Genomic DNA, 18,421 nt, shown 5'->3' with positions numbered 1-18,421 from the left:
AGCCGACGGTAGCCGCGGTGCCGGGGCCCCGCGCCTCACCCGCGCCGCCCCTCGCATGTCACCGCGGCTGGGCGGTGTGCGCGAGGGCGTCCCGGGCCGCGTCCTCGGCCGCGGCGCGGTCTTCCGGGACCAGGCCGATGCGGGTGCGGCGGTCGAGGAGGTCGGAGGTGTCGAGGGCGCCTTCGTGGCGGACCGCCCACACCAGCTCGGCGCCCGTGACCGGGTGGCCGGGGACGACGGGCCGCGCGAGGGCGGGGTCTTCGAGGCCGAGCGCGTGCACGGCGGGTGCTTCGGAGCCGTAGCGGTACACGAGACGGGCCGGGACGTCGAGCCCGGCGAGGACCTGCGGCCGGGCGGCGCCGACGAGGGGGACGGACGCGGTACGGCACGGCCCGGCGGTCAGACCGCCGGAGGCCACCGCGGCGTCCACGGCGTCCTGGGCCATGCGGCGGTACGTGGTCAGCTTGCCGCCGACGACGGTCACGACGCCGGAGGGAGAGGTGAGCACGGCGTGCTTGCGCGAGATGTCGGCGGTACGGCCGGCCGCGTCCCGGGTGTCGAGCAGCGGCCGCAGCCCCGCGAAGGCCCCGACCACGTCGGCGCGGTGGACGGTGACGTCCAGCGCGGAGCCGAGGACGTCGAGGAGGAAGCCGATGTCGGTCTCGGGGACCTCCGGCACGTCCGGGATGTCGCCGTCGACGGGCTCGTCGGTGAGACCGACGTACACACGTCCGTCGCCCTGGGGCAGGACCAGGACGAAGCGGTTCGTCTCGCCGGGGATCGGGATGTGCAGGCCCGCGGAGAGCCGGCCGAGGTCCTCGGAGCGCAGGACGAGATGGGTGCCGCGCGAGGGCCGCAGGCGTACGTCGTCGACGAGGCCGCCCGCCCAGACGCCGGCCGCGTTGATCACCGTGCGCGCGCGGATCCGCAGCTCCTGGCCGGTGGTCTCGTCGCGCACCAGCGCACCGTCGCGGTGGAGTTCCAGGGCCCGGGTGCGGGTGAGGACACGGGCGCCGTACGCGGCGGCGGTGCGGGCGATCGCGGTCACCAGGCGTGCGTCGTCGGAGAGCCGGCCGTCCCAGGAGAGCAGCCCGCCGCGCAGCCCGGTGGGGCGCAGGGCGGGGGCGAGGTGGCGGGTCTCGACGGCGGACAGCGTGCGCGGCTGGGGCAGGGTGCTCCGCGCGGTGCGGGCGCCGACGCGCAGCAGGTCGCCGGCGAGGAAGCCGGCCCGGGCGAGGGCGGCCTGGCCGCGGCTGACGAGCGGGGTGAGGGGAAGGACGAAGGGCTGTGCGCGTACGAGGTGGGGGGCGGTGCGTTCCATGAGGATGCCGCGTTCGACCGCGCTCTCGTGGGCGACGTCGAGCTGCCCCGACGCGAGGTAGCGCAGTCCGCCGTGGATCAGCTTGGAGCTCCAGCGGGACGTGCCGAAGGCGAGGTCGTGGGCGTCGATCGCGGCGACGGTGAGCCCGCGGGTGGCCGCGTCGAGCGCGGCCCCGGCCCCGGTGGCACCGAGCCCGACGACCAGGACGTCGACCACGCCGTCGGCGGCGCCGTCGGCGAGCCGGCCCAGTTCGCGCAGGCGCCGCCGGGCGTTGAGGGAGGAGCCGGGCAGGGCGGGGCTGCTCGTGGGGTTCATGGGGCGATGGTCCTCTCCAGCAGGGTGCGCAGCTCGTCGAGGAAGGCGGCTTCGCTCAGTTCGGGATCGGTCTCGTCGGTCATGGTGCGCAGCGAGAGCGTGAAGGACTGGACGACGAGCAGCAGGGAGCGGGCCTGCAGGTCCGTCCGGACGCGGCGCACCGAGCCGTCCTCGTGGCCGTACTCGAGTGCCGAGTGGAGGAGCCCGAGCAGGGCGTCCTGGCTGGCGCCCCGGCGGTCGAGGATGTACGGCAGCAACAGCTCGGGGTCGACGTCGAGGATCTTGTGGAAGAGCGGGTGGGCCCGGAACGCCGCGGCTCCCGCGACGAGTCCGTCGACGATCCGCTCCCGCTCGGGCCGGTCCTCGTCGGGGGGCGGCATGGCACCGGCGGCGACGGCGATCCACTCACGGGTCATCAGGTCACCCACCAGGCTGCGCACATCGGGCCAGCGCCGGTAGATCGTCATCCGGGACACGCCCGCGCGCCGGGCGATGTCGGTGAGGGTGGTTCGCCGTACGCCGACGGCGAGCACACAGTCGCGTGCGGCGTCGAGCACGGGATCTGCGTCTTCATGGTTGTGACGAATGGGCGTCATCTGTCACAGTGTAATGCCAGCGTCGGCCGAGTGGCAGCGCCATCCGTGAAACAGACCGTAAGGAACCCTTTCGAAGTGGACATGTTGTGGAGCGGTTGGGGCGACCCGGCCAAGGCGGCACCCCTGCCCGACTCGGTCACCGGCCTGCTGCGTGACCTGCTCGGCGTCACCCCGCGCGAGAGCGGCCCGGCCGACCTCACCGCCATCGAACCGCCCGCCCCGGCGCTGACCGACGAGGCCCGCACCGCGCTGCGGGCGGCCCTCGGCGCGCCCGACGGACTGCGGGAGGACGCCGAGAGCCGCATCCGGCACACCCGCGGAAAGTCGACCCCCGACCTGCTGCGCATCCGCGCCGGCGAAGTCGACGACATCCCCGCCGCGGTCGTGCTGCCGGGCGACCACGACGAGGTCCTCGCCGTGCTGCGGGCCTGCGCCGGACACGGCGTCGCCGCCGTGCCCTTCGGCGGCGGCACCTCCGTCGTCGGCGGACTCGCGCCCACCACGAAGCGGCCGTTCGTCGCGCTCGACCTGCGGCGGCTCGACCAGCTGCTCGCCGTCGACGAGGTGTCCCGCACCGCGACACTCCAGCCCGGTCTGCGCGGCCCGCAGTGCGAGGCACTGCTCAACGAGCGGGGCTGGACCCTCGGACACTTCCCGCAGTCCTTCGAATGGGCGACCGTCGGCGGCTTCGCCGCGGCCCGCTCCAGCGGCCAGGCGTCGGCCGGATACGGCCGCTTCGACGAGATGGTCCTCGGCCTGACGGTCGCCACCCCCGAAGGCACCCTGGAGACCGGCCGCGCCCCGCGCTCGGCGGCCGGCCCCGACCTGCGCCAGCTGGTCCTCGGCTCCGAGGGCGCCCTCGGCGTGATCACGGCGGTGACCGTGCGCATCCGTCCGCTCCCCGCGAAGCGGATCTACGAGGGCTGGCGCTTCGCCTCCTTCGAGGACGGCACGGCGGCACTGCGCCGACTGGCCCAGGACGGCCCGCGGCCCACGGTGCTGCGGCTCTCGGACGAGTCGGAGACCTTCATCGGCCTCGCGCAGCCGGACGCCATCGGCAGCGCCGAACTCCCGCAGAACCCGGGCTGCATGGCCATCGTCGGCTACGAGGGCAGCGCCGAGGAGACGATGGCCCGCCGGGCCGTCGCCCGTGAGGTCCTCCTCGCCTGCGACGGCGAGCTCATCGGTGAGGAGCCCGGCGACAAGTGGGAGCACGGCCGGTACAACGCGCCCTATCTGCGGGACGCGCTGCTCGACGCCGGCGCCTTCGCCGAGACACTGGAGACGGCGGCCTTCTGGTCGGCCGTCCCCGGCCTCTACACGGCCGTGCGGGACGCGCTGACGAGCACCCTCACCGAGGCCGGCACGCCGCCGCTCGTCATGTGCCACATCTCGCACACGTACGAGAACGGCGCCTCCCTGTACTTCACCGTCGTCTCGGCGCAGGGGGAGGACGCCGTCGCGCACTGGGAACCGGCGAAGCGGGCGGCCAACGACGCGATCCTGGCCGCGGGCGGCACCATCAGCCACCACCACGGCGTCGGCACCGACCACCGCGACTGGTACGCCCGGGAGATCGGCCCCCTCGGCATCCGTATGCTGCAGGCCGTCAAGGCCGAGGTCGACCCCTCCGGTGTGCTCAGTCCCGGAGTCCTCATCCCCGTCCGCTGAACCCCTACTTCTGCCGCCCGGAGGCCAGACCCATGCGACAGTTCACCGCCGTCGTCAACCCCACCGCAGGGGGCTCCAGCGGCACGGCGGGTCTGCTCCCGCTGGCCCGTCTGCTGCGAGAGGCGGGTGCGAGGCTCGACACCGTCTACAGCCGCAGCCTGGAGCACGCACGAGAGCTCGCCCAGGAGGCCGGAGCACGCGGGCACGTCGTGCTCGCCGTCGGCGGTGACGGGATGGCCGGCTGCGTCGGCGGTGCGCTCAGCGGTACGGACACGGTCTTCGGCCTGGTCCCCGCGGGTCGCGGCAACGACTTCGCGCGCGCCCTTGGCCTCCCCACGGACGCGCCGCGGCTCGTCGAGATACTGCTCCACGGCGAGCCGCGGGCCGTCGACACGATCGAGGTGGAGTCCGCCGTGCACGCGCGGACCTGCGTCCTCGGCAGTGTGTACGCGGGCGTCGACGCGGTGGCCAACCGCCACGCCAACGCCTCCCGCGTGCTGCGCGGCGCGGCCTCGTACTACGCGGGCGGTCTGCGGGCGGTCCTCGCCTGGAAGCCCGCCACGTACCGCGTCACCGTCGACGGGGTGCGGCACGAGCGCACCGGCTACACCGTGGTCGTGGCGAACTCGGGCTTCTACGGCTTCGGCAGGAACGTCGCACCGGGCGCGCGGATCGACGACGGGCTGCTCGACGTCGTGGTCATCAAGAAGGCACCCAAGCGCCTCTTCTTCGCCATGATGAACGAGCTCAAGACGGGCGCGCACGTGAACCGGCCCGAGGTCGAGATCCTGCGTGGCAAGGAGATCCGCATCGAAGCGGACCGCCCCCTCCCGTACGGCGCGGACGGCGAGGTCGACGCGGCCCTGCCGGTGACCCTCCGGGTGCGGCCCGCCGCTCTGAACGTCCTGGCCCGACCGTAGGAGAGCGCCAGGGCCGGACGGAAAAACCGCGGGTCGCGTTCTCCGCCTCGGGAACCATTCATCGGGGCGCGCTCCTCCTGTGGGCGGACGCGGGGGTGACCGGGGGAAGGATTCGCACAACTGCCCGTTGCGCGAGGGTGCATGAGACGCATCATCCACCTCCCGCAAGGATCTGACTCACTGTGCGAAGCACACGCATAGCACCCCTCGTGGCCATCAGCGCGGTCGCGACCCTCGTGCCCGCTCTCACGCCCGCCGTCGCGTCCGCGGCCGCCCCGGCCCCCCGACGGGCGGTCTCCATCGACCTCTTGAAGCAGTACACCCAGCAGACCCCGCGCTGGAAGCGCTGCGAGGCCGAGGCACCGGCGAACCACCAGTGCGCGACGCTCAAGGTGCCGCTCGACTACGCCCGTCCTGGCGGCAGGAAGCTCGACGTCGCCGTGTCCCGGATCAAGGCGACGAGCCCTCAGAAGCGGCGTGGTGTCCTGCTCCTCAACCCCGGCGGCCCCGGCGGGCCGGGCCTGGACATGCCCCTGTACATGAGCTCGGAACTGCCGGCCGCGGTGAAGGAGCGGTACGACCTGATCGGCTTCGACCCCCGCGGCGTCGGCCAGAGCTCGCCCGTGAGCTGCGGTCTGAACGAGGACGAGCTGAACTGGCAGCGCCCGTACAAGGCCGCGACGTTCGACAAGGACGTCCGGTGGGCGCGGACCGTCGCCGAGAAGTGCCGGGCGAAGGGCGGTGACGTCCTGCCCCACCTCACCACCCGCAACACCGCACGGGACACGGACGTCATCCGCGCCGTGCTCGGCGAGAAGAAGATCTCGTACGTCGGGTACTCCTACGGCACCTACCTGGGCGCCGTCTACACGCAGATGTTCCCGAAGCGCTCCGACCGGTTCGTGCTGGACAGCGCCGTCGACCCGCAGCGGATCTGGCGCGGCATGATCCAGGTGTGGGCGGAGGGCGCGGAACCGGCGTTCCAGCGCTGGAGCGCGTGGACCGCCGAGCGGCACGCGACGTACGGCCTCGGCGACACCCCGGCCGAGGTCGGGAAGACCTACTGGGACCTGGTCGCCCGAGCCGACCGCGAGCCGATCGACGTGCAGGGCACCCTCCTGACCGGCGACGACATCCGCGGCGGACGGGCCATGTTCTTCGACGTGAAGGGCGCGGCCGAGGCGATCGCCGAACTCAAGAAGGCCGCCGAAGGGGCTCCCGCCCCGGCGCCGTCGCGGCGGAGCGCGGCGCCCCGCCACGTACCGCCGTCGTTCGCCCGCGCCGTCCCCTCGGACAACTCGGACGCGGCCTTCTGGGCCGTGGCGTGCGCCGACACCCGCTCGTGGCCGCGCGACCCGGAGCAGTACCGCCGCGACGCGATCCGCGACAAGGTCCGGTACCCGCTGTACGGCGACTTCGCGTCGAACATCAAGCCGTGCGCGTTCTGGAAGAACGGGTCCGAGCCCGCCACCAAGGTGAACAACTCCGTCGGAGCGCTCATCCTCCAGAACGAGTGGGACTCCCAGACGCCGCTGGTCAGCGGAGTGGGACTGCGCCGCACCATGAAGGGCTCCCGGATGGTCACCGTCCTCGGCGGTGAGGGCCACGGCATCTACGGTTCCAAGTCCTGCGCCGACAAGACCGCCACCGCCTATCTGACGACGGGCCGACTGCCGGCCGCGGACGTGACCTGCCGGGCCACGCCGGCCCAGGCGCAGAACCGCCTGGACCTCCCGCTCCCGACGCCCCCGGGCCTCCCGGGGCTGCGGCACCGCTCCTGACCGACCCGGAGAACAGTCCATGACGGGGGCCCTCACGCCATGAGGGCCCCTTGTCGGATCACGAGATGGCGGATCGCGAGCCGTCCAGGTAACCGGCGAGGGTGGTGCGACGGCGGTGGAGGTCGTCGATACGGGCGTCGGTGGACGCCAGCTCACGGAGCATCAGATCCCGGATGTCGGCACACCAGTCGAACGCCGTCCCGTCCTCGCCGGTGCAGGGCAGGACGACCCGGATCACCTCGGTGGGCAGCCCGCCGGCCAGCAGGGCGCGGACCTTGCGGACGGTGGCCACCGCGTCCTCGTCGTACGCGCGATAGCCGTTCGGGCCGCGCCGTGCCTCCAGGAGCCCCTGCGCCTCGTAGTAGCGCAGCAGCCGGGCGCTCACCCCGGTGCGCCGCGACAACTCCCCGATCAGCATGCCCGCTCCGCCTTCCGCCCCGTCCGGGATCGACTTGACCTTGACATCAGTGTCAATCGTTAGCGTCGAGCCATGATCATTCATTCCCCGCGTTCCGCGGACCGCTCCTTCCTGTTCGTGCTCGGCAGCTCCCGCGCCGACGGCAACACCGAGATACTCGCCAGGGCCGCCGCCGAGGCCCTGCCCACCGACATCCCGCAGCGGTGGATCGACCTGAACGGGCTGCCGTTGCCGGACTTCCAGGACGGACGCCACGAGGACGGCGACTGGCCGGTGTCGGAGGCCGAACGGACCCTGCAGGAGGCCACCCTGGAGGCCACCGACATCGTGATCGCCTCCCCGCTGTACTGGTACACCCTCTCCGCCCAGACCAAGCGCTACCTCGACTACTGGTCGGGCTGGCTCGGCGTTCCCGGCCTGGACTTCAAGAAGCGGATGGCGGGACGGACGCTGTGGGCGGTGGCGGCCCTGTCCGACGAGGACGAGGCCGTCGCCGACGGCATGGCCACCACCCTCAACAACACGGCGGCGTACCTCCGGATGCGGTTCGGCGGAGTCCTCCTCGGCAACGGTTCCCGACCGGGCCAGGTACGCGCCGACGAACGGGCGTTGGCCCGGGCGAAGACGTACTTCGAGGGGGAGGCCCCGCCGGCGCTGTTCCCGTACGAGACGCACGAGGAGAGCGCACCGGTGTGACGTATGAGCCGGCGGAGAGGCGCCTGACGGGCAGCGGTCCCCGCCGGGCGCCTCAGCTCCGTCGTGTGTGGCGTGCTCCGTTCAGTACGGAGTCCAGCAGGCCGGGGAACAGCGTGTCCAGGTCGTTTCGGCGCAGCCGTACCAGTCGTGATCGTCCCTGGACGGTGGTCCAGGTGACGCCCGCCTCGCGGAGTACGCGGTAGTGGTGGGACAGCGTGGTCTGGTGGACGTCCAGGTCTTCGCCGATGGCATTGCAGCTCTCCTCGCCGGTCACGGCGAGCCGTTGGACGATGTCGAGCCGCACGGGATCGGCCAGTGCGCGCAGCACATCCACGATGCGGATCGCCTCGGTCGCCGGCTGGGACACCTCGCGCATGGCTCTCCTTCCGTCGGTGTCTGGAGCCCAGCCTAGTGATTCATTGATACATGGACAAGCATCCATGTATTTGTCTATCGTGCTGCCCACCCACCTCCGCAGGGCTCCGGAAAGGCGGCGCACTTCGTGCTGAAACGACTTCTCCCTCTGGCCGCGGCGACATTCGCCGTCGGCACCGACGGCTACGTGATCGCGGGCCTGCTTCCCGCCATAGCGGCCGACCTGGACGTCTCCACTGCGGCGGCCGGTCAATTAGTGACGGCCTTCGCACTGACGCTGGCGTTGTCGGCGCCGGTGACGGGGGCCCTCACCAGCGGTCTGAACCGGCGTTCGGCGCTGTTGATCGCCCTGACCGTCTTCGTGATCGGCAACGCCGCCACCGCCCTGGGCACCAGCTACGAGCTGGTGATGGCCGCTCGGATCATCACCGCCGTGGGAGCGGGCGTCATCACCTCCGCGGCGTCCAGCACCGCGGCCGCCATCGCTCCACCGCAACACCGCGGCCGGGCGCTCGCCTTCGTGCTGGGCGGCCTGACCTCGGCGACCGCGCTGGGGCTGCCACTCGGCATACTGGTCGGCGGCACCGACTGGCGCATCACCCTGTGGGCCGTCGTCGGGATCGGCTTGCTGGCCGGCGTGGGCATCGCCGTCGCTCTCCCCGGAGTGACGCTCCCCGCCTCCTCCCTGCCGGACCGCCTGCGCCCGCTCAAGCAGGGCCGAGTCCTGGCACTGCTGGCGGTCACCTCCCTCGCCTTCCTCGGCACCTACACCCTCTACACCTACATCGCCCCGGCCCTGCTGGACGCCACCGATGGCAACGGACGGCTCCTCACTCTGATCCTGCTGGCCTGGGGCGTCGGCACCCTCGCGGGGAACATCGCCGCCGGACGCCTGGTCGACCGGTACGACTCCGCCCGTGTCCTCACCGCCGCCCTCGCGCTCGCGGCGCTCGCCCTCGCCCTCACCCTGCCGGCGACCCGCACCCTCGGCTCCACCCTGGTCTGGGCGGTCGCCTGGGGGGTGACCGTCGGCATCGTCGTCGTCCCCCAACAGCACCGGCTCATCGCCCTCGGTCCCGCCGCCGCGCCGGTCCTGCTCGGCCTCAACTCCTCCGCCCTCTACATCGGCGTCGCCCTCGGCGGTGGACTGGGCGGTATGGCACAGGAGTGGCTGGGGCTCGCCCCGGCCGAACTGGGACTCGCGGCAGCCGGCGTGACCGCCCTCACCCTGCTCTGGCACCTGGCGGCGGAACGCGCGGTCAAGGACGCGGAGGCACGCCGCTCGGACCACTGATCGAGGCATCCGAGCCCGTGGGCATGCCTGTGGGCATGCCTGCAGGCATGACCTCGGTGTCCGCCCCGCTTCGGGCGGCCGCGGCGTGCAGGGCCCGCAGGGCGATCAGGAGGACGCCGATGTCGTCCAGGTAGACGGGGTCCGGGATCAGGTCGACCGGCGAGATCGTGTACACCACCGCCGCCCAGAACAGGGCCTTGGACTGGAGCGGGACACCGGCGTCCCTCAGCAGCCGCCGCGCCCGGAAGACGCGTACGAGCAGCACGGCCGCGCATCCGGCCACCGCGAGCAGGAGAACCACGACCGCGACGAGCCAGAGGGTGCTGCTGTCCATGCTGCTCGATATGCCCTGTTTACTCCTGCTTCAAGCGTGACGAGGAACACTCTCCGCAACGCATCGCGCATGGATCCGAGAAGCCGGGGCAGGCGGCCGAACCGCCGGTGATACCGGCAGGGGGACTCAGAGGAACGAAAGGCCATACGCGACGTGACGGCAGCACAACAGACCATCCATGTGGGCGGAGAGTGGCGCGCAGCCCTGTCCGGTGCCACACGCGAGATCATCGACCCCGTCGACGAGACCGCCTTCGCGGTCGTCGCGGAGGGCGGTGTCCAGGACACCGACGACGCCGTGACCGCGGCACGAGCCGCTTTCGACGACGGTTCCTGGCCGCGTACGCCGGTCGCCGAGCGGGCCGCCCTGCTGCGACGGGTCGCAGACCTGCTTGAGCGCGACCGCGAGCGGATCGGCGCCCTGGAGAGCCAGGACGCGGGCAAGACGCTGGAGGAGGGCCGCGTCGACGTCGACTGCGTCCGCGACGCCTTCCGCTACTTCGCCGACCTCGTCGAGAAGGAGGACGGCGGGCGGGTCGTCGACGCCGGTTCGAACGACATCCGCAGCGTCGTCGTGCACGAGCCCGTCGGGGTGTGCGCCCTGATCACGCCGTGGAACTACCCGCTGCTCCAGGCCAGCTGGAAGATCGCGCCCGCCCTCGCCGCCGGCAACACCTTCGTGATCAAGCCCAGCGAGATCACCCCGCTGAGCACCGTCGTACTCGTCGAACTGCTCCTGGAGGCCGGACTGCCGCTCGGCGCGGCCAACATCGTCACCGGCCCCGGTCACACCGTCGGCGCCCGGCTCGCCGAGCACCACGACGTCGACCTGGTCTCGTTCACCGGTGGTCTCGTCAGCGGCACGAAGGTCGCCAAGGCCGCCGCCGACAGCGTGAAGAAGGTCGCCCTCGAACTGGGCGGAAAGAACCCCAACGTCGTGTTCGCCGATGCCTGTTCGACGCCGGAGGGCTTCGACACCGCCGTCGACCAGGCGCTCAACGCCGCCTTCATCCACAGCGGCCAGGTCTGCTCCGCCGGCTCCCGCCTCATCGTCGAGGAGTCACTGCGCGGGCGTTTCGTCGCCGAGCTCGCCCGCCGCGCCGAACTGATCCGGCTCGGCCGCGGCACCGACGAGGGCGTCGAGTGCGGCCCGCTGGTCTCCGCCGCCCAGGTGGCGAGGACCGAGGAGTACGTGGCCTCCGCCCTCGGCGAGGGTGCGGTCCTGCGGGCGGGCGGCGAGCGGCCCGCCGGTCCCGGCTACTTCTACCGGCCCACCGTCCTCGACCGGTGCCACCGCGGCATGCGCGTCGTCCGTGAGGAGATCTTCGGCCCCGTCCTCACCGTCGAGACCTTCCGCACCGAGGAGGAGGCCGTCACCCTCGCCAACGACACCGAGTACGGCCTCGCCGGAGCGGTGTGGACCTCCGACGAGGACCGCGCCCGGCGCGTCGCGGCACGGCTGCGCCACGGCACCGTCTGGATCAACGACTTCCACCCCTACCTGCCGCAGGCGGAATGGGGCGGCTTCGGAAAGTCCGGCATCGGCCGCGAACTGGGCCCCAGCGGCCTCGCCGAATACCGCGAGGCCAAGCACATCTACCAGAACCTCGCTCCGCGCCCCGTGCGCTGGTTCGCGGGCACCACGGCGAAGGACCGGGCATGAACGACCAGCACGTCTACGACTACGTCGTCGTCGGCGGCGGCACCGCCGGTTCGGTGATCGCCTCCCGGCTGACCGAGAACCCGGACGTCACCGTCGCCGTCATCGAGGGCGGCCCCAGCGACGTCGGCCGCGACGACGTCCTCACCCTGCGCCGCTGGATGGGCCTGCTCGGCGGCGAGCTGGACTACGACTACCCCACCACCGAGCAGCCGCGCGGCAACTCGTACATCCGCCACAGCCGCGCCCGGGTCCTCGGCGGCTGCTCCTCGCACAACACCCTCATCGCGTTCAAGCCCCTTCCCTCCGACTGGGACGAGTGGGCCGAGGCGGGTGCCGAGGGGTGGGACGCGGCGGCGATGGACCCCTACTTCGCCCGGCTGCGCAACAACATCGTCCCCGTCGACGAGGCCGACCGGAACGCGATAGCCCGGGACTTCGTCGACGCGGCGCAGACCGCGCTCGGCGTCCCGCGCGTCGAGGGCTTCAACCGGCAGCCCTTCCACGAGGGCGTCGGCTTCTTCGACCTCGCCTACCACCCCGAGAACAACAAGCGGTCCTCCGCCTCGGTCGCCTATCTGCACCCGTTCCTGGACCGGCCGAACCTCCACATCGCCCTGGAGACCTGGGCGTACCGCCTCGAACTCGAAGGCACCCGCGCCACCGGGGTGCACATCCGCACCAAGGAGGGCACGGAGCACGTCGTACGCGCCCGGCGCGAGGTCCTGGTGTGCGCGGGCGCCGTGGACACCCCGCGCCTGCTGCTGCACTCCGGCATCGGACCGCGCGCCGACCTGGAGAAGCTCGGCATCCCCGTCGTACACGACCTGCCGGGCGTCGGCGAGAACCTGCTCGACCACCCCGAGTCGGTCATCGTGTGGGAGACCCACGGCCCCATCCCGGAGAACTCCGCGATGGACTCCGACGCCGGGCTCTTCGTCCGCCGCGACCCGGAGTCCCAGGGGCCGGACCTGATGTTCCACTTCTACCAGATCCCCTTCACCGACAACCCGGAGCGGATCGGCTACGAACGGCCCGCGCACGGCGTGTCGATGACCCCGAACATCCCCAAGCCGCGCAGCCGCGGCCGGCTCTACCTCACGAGCGCCGACCCCGAGGTCAAGCCCGCCCTCGACTTCCGCTACTTCACCGACGAGGACGACTACGACGGCCGGACCCTCGTCGACGGCATCCGCATCGCCCGGGAGATCGCGGCGAGCGAACCGCTGGCCGGATGGCTGAAGCGCGAGGTGTGCCCGGGACCCGAGGTCACCTCCGACGAGGAGCTCAGCGCGTACGCCCGCCACGTCGCGCACACCGTCTACCACCCGGCCGGCACCTGCCGGATGGGCGCCGTCGACGACGAACTCGCCGTCGTCGCACCCGATCTGAGGATCCGGGGCCTCGACAACATCCGGATCGCCGACGCGTCCGTCTTCCCGACCATGACCGCCGTCAACCCGATGATCGGCGTGCTCATGGTCGGCGAGAAATGCGTGGACCTGCTGGGAGGCACCCGACGATGAACAGCACCGTGACCCAGGACACCGCCGAGCCCGTCTTCTCCGTACGCGACCTGTGGAAGGTCTTCGGCCCGAAGGCCGACCGCGTGCCGGCCGACGAGGAGCTCGCCTCACTCGCCGCCTCGGAGCTGCGCGAGCGCACCGGCTGCACCGCCGCCGTCCGCGACGTCTCCTTCGACGTCCGCAAGGGCGAGGTCTTCGTCGTCATGGGCCTCTCGGGCTCGGGCAAGTCGACGCTCGTCCGCTGCCTGACCCGGCTCATCGAGCCGACGTCGGGCACCGTCTCCATCGACGGCGAGGACGTGCTGTCCATGGACACCGGCCGGCTCCGCGAGCTGCGCCGCCACCGGGCGGCGATGGTCTTCCAGCACTTCGGGCTGCTCCCGCACCGGACGGTGCTCGACAACGTCGCGTACGGGCTGGAGATCCAGGGCGTGGGACGCGGCGAACGGCGCGAACGCGCCGCCGAGTTCATCACCAAGGTCGGTCTGGAGGGCATGGAGCACCGCAGGCCGAGCCAGCTGTCCGGTGGCCAGCAGCAGCGGGTCGGACTGGCCCGCGCGCTCGCCGTGGACCCCGAAGTCCTGCTGTTCGACGAGCCGTTCAGCGCCCTCGACCCGCTCATCCGCCGGGACATGCAGGAGGAGGTCGTCCGCCTGCACCGGGAGGAGGGCCGCACGATGGTCTTCATCACCCACGACCTGAGCGAGGCGCTGAAGCTCGGCGACCGCATCGCGCTGATGCGCGACGGCCGGATCGTGCAGCTCGGCACGCCCGAGGAGATCGTGGGCGCCCCCGCCGACGACTACGTCAGGGACTTCGTACGGGACGTACCGCGCGAGCAGGTGCTGACCGTCCGCTCGGCGATGCGCCCCGCGCTCGCCGACGAGCGCGACGCCGGCCCCGCGCTCGCCCCGAGCGCCACCGTCCACGAGGCCATCGAGGCCGTCGCCCGCACGGGAGTGAACGCCCGGGTCGTCGAGGACGGCCGCTGCCTCGGCGTGGTCGACCACGCGGGACTCCTCGGTGTCGTCGCCGGGGTCCCGGCCGCGACGGGAAAGGCGGTGGCCTGATGTACGCCCATACGACCTGGCCGCCGCCGGGCGGCACGACCGGTGCCGCGAACCCGGCGCCGCGCCGCGGCGCCCCCGCCCCCGACGCCATGGGGCGGTGGGGCCGATGACCGCCACCGTCACTCCCGCTCCTCCCCGCCCCACCACCACCACCACCTCCGCCGCGTCCGACGCCGCGCCCGGTGCGCTGCGCGCGCTCGCGCGCCACCGTGGCGGGCTGATCGGCGCCGGCGCGGCCGTCGCGCTCGTCCTCGGAACCGTCCTCCTGGGCGGCGGCAGCTGGCCCGCGTCGCTCGCCGTCGACGTGTCCGGGCCGCTGGAGCGCACCAGCGACTGGATCATCGACAACCGCGACGGCCACCCGCTCTTCCTCCACTTCCTCGGGCACGTCAGCAACGTCGTCGTCGTGTCCGTCCGCGCGGTGTACCTGCTGCTGCTCGCCCTCGGCTGGGCCGGCGTCACCGCCGCCGCCGGGCTGCTGGCCTGGCGCGTCGCGGGCGTCCGCCTCGCGCTGACCTCCGTCACCGCCTTCGCGGTGTGCGGGCTGCTCGGCATGTGGGTGCCCACCATGCAGACGCTCGCCCTGATGGTCGTCGCCGTCGCCGCGTCCGTGCTGCTCGGAGGAGTCCTCGGCCTGGCCGCCGGCCTGTCGGACCGGATGAACCGCGCCCTCCGGCCGGTCCTCGACACCATGCAGGTGCTGCCGGCCTTCGCGTACCTCCTGCCCGTCGTCCTCGTCTTCGGCATCGGCGTGCCCGCGGCCGTCCTCGCGACCGTCGTCTACGCCGCCCCGCCCATGGCCCGGCTCACCGCGCTCGGGCTGCGCGGCGCGGACGCCGGCGTCATGGAGGCGGCCGAGTCCCTCGGCGCCACCGGCAGGCAGCGGCTGCTTACCGCCCGGCTGCCGCTGGCCCGCAAGGAGCTCCTGCTCGGCGTCAACCAGTCGATCATGATGGCGCTCGGCATGGCCGTCATCGCGTCCGTCATCGGCGCGGGCGGTCTCGGCGACCGTGTCTACCAGGCGCTGGCCTCCGTCGATGTCGGTGCCGCCCTCGCCGCCGGTGTGCCGATCGTGCTGCTCGCCATCGTCCTCGACCGGGTCACCGCGGCGGCGGGGGAGCGGATCGGTACGGCTCCGGCCCGCCGGTCCCGGCTCGGCTGGGCCGTCGCTCTCGTGGCGACCGCCGTCGTCGCCGTCGCCGGCCGCCTGTCCGACCGGCTCACCTGGCCCGACCCGTGGACGGTCGACATCGCCCAGCCCGTCAACGCGGCCGTCGACTGGATGACCGCCCACCTCTACTCCGGCGTGCCCCTCGTCGGCGGTACCGCCGACTGGGCGGGGCGGCTCACCACCTGGGTCCTCAACCCCCTGCGCGACGGCCTGCAGTGGCTGCCCTGGTGGGCGGTCCTGCTGGCCGTCGGCGCCCTCGCCCTGTTCATCGGCACGTGGCGCACCGCCGTGACCGCCGTCCTGGCGATGGCCGCGATCGGTGTGCTCGGCGTCTGGGACCCGGCGCTCGACACGCTGTCCCAGGTGCTGGCCGCCGTGGCCGTGACGCTGCTGCTCGGCTGCGCGCTCGGCATCGCCGCGGCCCGCAGCACCCGCCTGGGCCGCGCCCTGCGTCCGGTGCTCGACGTCTTCCAGACGATGCCGCAGTTCGTGTATCTGATTCCGGTGGTCGCCCTGTTCGGTGTGGGCCGCGCCCCGGCGGTCGCCGCCGCCGTGGTCTACGCGCTGCCCGCCGTCGTACGGATCACGGCCCAGGGCGTACGTGGGGTCGACCCGGCCGCGATGGAGTCCTCGCGCTCGATGGGCGCGACCGGACGGCAGCAGCTGTTCCAGGTCCAACTGCCGCTGGCCCGGCCCGCGCTGCTGCTCGCCGTCAACCAGGGCGTGGTGCTCGTCCTCGCCGTCGTCGTCATCGGCGGCCTCGTGGGCGGCGGTGCGCTCGGTTACGACGCGGTGTTCGGCCTCGCCCAGGGCGACCTGGCGACCGGTCTGGTCGCGGGCGCGGCGATCGTCTGCCTCGGCCTGATGCTCGACCGCGTCACCCCGCCGACGCAGCGCCGTGAACCCGTAGGAAAGGGGGCCTGAGATGGCTCGCACACGCATCGCGCTCGGTGGCTCCGCACTCGTGACCGGGGCCGCCCTGGTGGCCGGCCTCACCGGCTGCGGCGCCGCCGACATGACCCGCCAGTCCTCCCCGTACGCCGACGCGAAGGGCTCCCGTACGGTGACGCTCTCCGTCCAGTCGTGGGTGGGCGCGCAGGCCAACGTCGCCGTCGCCCAGTACCTGCTCGAACACGAGCTCGGCTACCGGGTGGACACCGTCCAGATCGACGAGGTGCCTGCCTGGGACGCGCTCAGCCAGGGCCGGGTGGACGCCATCCTGGAGGACTGGGGCCACCCGGAGCAGGAGAAGCGGTACATCGAGGACAAGGGGACGATCGCGCGCGGCGGCGATCTCGGGGTGACCGGCCACATCGGCTGGTTCGTACCGACGTACTTCGCCGAGAAGCACCCGGACGTCACCGACTGGAAGAACCTGAACAAGTACGCCGAGGAGTTCCGTACCGCGGAGAGCGGCGGCAAGGGCCAGCTCCTCGACGGCTCCCCGTCGTACGTGACGAACGACAAGGCGCTGGTGAACACCCTGGACCTCGACTACCAGGTCGTGTTCGCAGGCTCGGAGGCGGCGCAGATCACGCAGATCAAGCAGTTCGCCAAGGAGAAGAAGCCCTTCCTGAGCTACTGGTACAAGCCCCAGTGGCTGTTCGAGAAGGTCCCGATGACGGAGGTGAAGCTGCCCGCGTACACCGAGGGCTGCGACGCCGACCCCGAGAAGGTGGCCTGCGCGTACCCGCACACGCCCCTGCAGAAGTTCCTCAACGCCCGCTTCGCGGACGGCGGCGGCGACGCGGCCGCCTTCCTGAAGAAGTTCCGTTGGACGACCGACATGCAGAACGACGTCGCCCTGATGATCGCGGACCAGAAGCTGTCGCCGCAGGAGGCGGCAGGCCGCTGGGTGAAGGAGAACGAGGCCACCTGGCGGACCTGGCTCCCGTCCTGAGGTGAGCGGCGGGCCGACGGGTGTGCGGCGGGCCGGAGGTGAGCTCCGGCCCGCCGCACATCCTCACCCCCCGGCCCGGGGTTCCGGCGAGACGCGCCGACGTCGGGCGTAGCGGCGGCCCATGGGCTCGGAACTCAGGCCGTGCAGGACGATGCTGACCATGACGGTGATCACCATCACCCGGGAGATGAAGTCACCGCCACCGGCGTCCCGCAGTTCGATGGCGGCGAGGAGGCCGAAGACCACCGAGGCCACCCCTCTGGGCCCCATCCATCCCAGGAACAGCCTGTCGGACAGGGACAGATCCGTACCGATGAGCGCGAGCGTCACGGGCACCAGGCGTACCAGGGTGCAGGCGAGGACGGCGTAGAGGATGACGGAGAGGTGGAAGCCGTCCCAGAACTCGTCGTTGACCATCTGGCCGAAGAGGAACCACAGGGCGAGTGTCAGGAGGGTGACCAGGTCGTCCGTCATCTTCACGGTGTCCTCGGGGAGATGCCGCAGCGACGGGGCGACGCACACGCCGGCGACGAACGAGGCGACGAAGCCGTTGCCGCCCAGGGCGAGGGACAGGGAGTACGCGGCGACGGGCACGCTCAGCACCGCGAGCCTCGTCGCGGCAGGCAGTGTCCAGCCCCTCGCCCAGGACCGGCGCAGCAGCCGTCCGGCCAGGTGGCCGACGAGCGATCCGGCGCCGACGGCCCAGCCCGCCGCCGTGAGGGCGCCGAGGAGGGCCTCGGCGTAGTCGTCGCCGACCGTGCGGTACTCGGCGGCGGCGGCGACGCAGATCAGGAACACCGGGGAGACGATCCCGTCGCTGAGGCCGCCCTCGACGTTGAGCACCTCCCGCAGGCGCGCCGGAATGCGCTCGTCCCGCACGACGGCCGCGGCGGGCGCCAGATCGAGCGGGACGACGACCGTCGCCAGAGTCGCCAGAACCCATCCGGGCCGGTCGGGGAAGAAGGCGAGCGCGGTCAGGAACGCGGCGCCCAGGGTCAGCGGCAGGGCGACGCCCAGGAGACGGGCGACGACGCTCTTCTCCCGTCGGACGGCTCCCGCCGGAACCTCGGTCGCGTCGACGAAGAGCAGCAGGGCGAGGACGACCTCCACCGCGTGCTCGAAGCCGGCCATGTCGCCGAAGTCGAAGACGAGCGGCGGGTCCGAGCCACTGGTGAGGGCGATGCCCGCCACCATCATGGCGATCGGTGCGGTGACGCTCCACAGCGCGAGTCGGCGCGACAGGACGCACCAGGTGAACAGAATGCCCGCGATGACGGTGACGGCAAGCAAGACGTCCGTGCTTTCGGAGAGGCTCGGTCCCGGCGGGTTCGTCCCGGCGTTGCAGCGTAGGACGAATGCCGCGCCGCGCCGTGC

At 72.4% G+C, this 18,421-nt stretch carries 16 protein-coding genes; 10 read left to right on the top strand and 6 right to left on the bottom strand.

What is annotated here, in order from left to right; all coding sequences use genetic code 11:
• Positions 1–58: 58 nt before the first annotated feature.
• Positions 59–1,636 (bottom strand): glycerol-3-phosphate dehydrogenase/oxidase, encoded by a 1,578-nt coding sequence (locus N5875_RS01780; RefSeq protein ID WP_338491430.1) that lies wholly within the window; start codon positions 1,634–1,636, stop codon positions 59–61.
• A complete protein-coding gene (locus N5875_RS01775; protein ID WP_338491428.1) occupies positions 1,633–2,232 on the bottom strand; it encodes a helix-turn-helix domain-containing protein in 600 nt (199 codons plus the stop codon). Before N5875_RS01775 ends, N5875_RS01780 begins: the two co-directional genes overlap by 4 nt.
• Positions 2,233–2,307: 75 nt before the next feature.
• Between N5875_RS01775 and N5875_RS01770 the strand changes: the two genes are divergently transcribed.
• The 3 genes from N5875_RS01770 (at position 2,308) to N5875_RS01760 (ending at position 6,604) form a co-directional block, all read left to right on the top strand.
• Complete coding sequence (locus tag N5875_RS01770; RefSeq protein WP_338491426.1) at positions 2,308–3,903, top strand: FAD-binding oxidoreductase; 1,596 nt, start codon at positions 2,308–2,310, stop codon at positions 3,901–3,903.
• Between the two features lie 32 nt (positions 3,904–3,935).
• On the top strand, positions 3,936–4,823 hold the full coding sequence (locus N5875_RS01765; protein ID WP_318210431.1) for a YegS/Rv2252/BmrU family lipid kinase: 888 nt from the start codon (positions 3,936–3,938) through the stop codon (positions 4,821–4,823).
• Positions 4,824–5,005: 182 nt separating this feature from the next.
• A complete protein-coding gene (locus N5875_RS01760; RefSeq protein ID WP_338491424.1) occupies positions 5,006–6,604 on the top strand; it encodes an alpha/beta hydrolase in 1,599 nt (532 codons plus the stop codon).
• Positions 6,605–6,662: 58 nt separating this feature from the next.
• Here N5875_RS01760 and N5875_RS01755 read toward each other — a convergent pair whose 3' ends face one another.
• The gene (locus N5875_RS01755; RefSeq protein WP_318210429.1) at positions 6,663–7,022 is read right to left on the bottom strand and encodes a MerR family transcriptional regulator; all 360 of its coding nucleotides are present in this window, start codon (positions 7,020–7,022) and stop codon (positions 6,663–6,665) included.
• Between the two features lie 72 nt (positions 7,023–7,094).
• Between N5875_RS01755 and N5875_RS01750 the strand changes: the two genes are divergently transcribed.
• A complete protein-coding gene (locus N5875_RS01750; protein ID WP_338491422.1) occupies positions 7,095–7,718 on the top strand; it encodes an NAD(P)H-dependent oxidoreductase in 624 nt (207 codons plus the stop codon).
• Between the two features lie 52 nt (positions 7,719–7,770).
• Here N5875_RS01750 and N5875_RS01745 read toward each other — a convergent pair whose 3' ends face one another.
• Entirely contained in the window at positions 7,771–8,094 is a 324-nt protein-coding gene (locus tag N5875_RS01745; protein ID WP_338491420.1) for a helix-turn-helix transcriptional regulator, read from the bottom strand.
• 126 nt (positions 8,095–8,220) lie between these two features.
• On the opposite strand from N5875_RS01745, the gene N5875_RS01740 reads away from it, so the two are divergent.
• Positions 8,221–9,387, top strand: a complete 1,167-nt coding sequence (locus N5875_RS01740) for an MFS transporter (protein WP_338491418.1) — start codon at positions 8,221–8,223, stop codon at positions 9,385–9,387.
• Here the strand turns inward: N5875_RS01740 and N5875_RS01735 are convergent.
• A complete protein-coding gene (locus N5875_RS01735) occupies positions 9,353–9,721 on the bottom strand; it encodes a YkvA family protein (protein WP_338491416.1) in 369 nt (122 codons plus the stop codon). The two genes, N5875_RS01740 and N5875_RS01735, sit on opposite strands and share 35 nt — an antisense overlap.
• Positions 9,722–9,874: 153 nt before the next feature.
• Between N5875_RS01735 and N5875_RS01730 the strand changes: the two genes are divergently transcribed.
• The 5 genes from N5875_RS01730 (at position 9,875) to N5875_RS01710 (ending at position 17,047) form a co-directional block, all read left to right on the top strand.
• Positions 9,875–11,383: an aldehyde dehydrogenase family protein gene (locus tag N5875_RS01730; RefSeq protein ID WP_338491415.1), complete on the top strand. Its 1,509-nt coding sequence runs from the start codon at positions 9,875–9,877 to the stop codon at positions 11,381–11,383.
• Complete coding sequence (locus N5875_RS01725) at positions 11,380–12,906, top strand: GMC oxidoreductase (RefSeq protein ID WP_338491413.1); 1,527 nt, start codon at positions 11,380–11,382, stop codon at positions 12,904–12,906. The genes N5875_RS01730 and N5875_RS01725 overlap by 4 nt, the downstream gene beginning before the upstream one ends.
• Positions 12,903–13,976, top strand: a complete 1,074-nt coding sequence (locus N5875_RS01720; RefSeq protein ID WP_318210422.1) for a glycine betaine/L-proline ABC transporter ATP-binding protein — start codon at positions 12,903–12,905, stop codon at positions 13,974–13,976. Before N5875_RS01725 ends, N5875_RS01720 begins: the two co-directional genes overlap by 4 nt.
• A gap of 106 nt (positions 13,977–14,082) precedes the next feature.
• Entirely contained in the window at positions 14,083–16,071 is a 1,989-nt protein-coding gene (locus N5875_RS01715) for an ABC transporter permease subunit (protein WP_338491412.1), read from the top strand.
• Position 16,072: 1 nt separating this feature from the next.
• Entirely contained in the window at positions 16,073–17,047 is a 975-nt protein-coding gene (locus N5875_RS01710) for an ABC transporter substrate-binding protein (protein WP_338491411.1), read from the top strand.
• A 63-nt stretch (positions 17,048–17,110) separates the two neighbouring features.
• Here N5875_RS01710 and N5875_RS01705 read toward each other — a convergent pair whose 3' ends face one another.
• The gene (locus tag N5875_RS01705; RefSeq protein WP_318210419.1) at positions 17,111–18,337 is read right to left on the bottom strand and encodes a cation:proton antiporter; all 1,227 of its coding nucleotides are present in this window, start codon (positions 18,335–18,337) and stop codon (positions 17,111–17,113) included.
• Positions 18,338–18,421: the final 84 nt, after the last annotated feature.

The organism is Streptomyces sp. SJL17-4, from assembly GCF_036826855.1.
Lineage (GTDB): Bacteria > Actinomycetota > Actinomycetes > Streptomycetales > Streptomycetaceae > Streptomyces.
The sequence above is the reverse complement of the archived record's forward strand: the minus strand, read 5'-3'. Positions and strand labels throughout refer to the sequence as shown.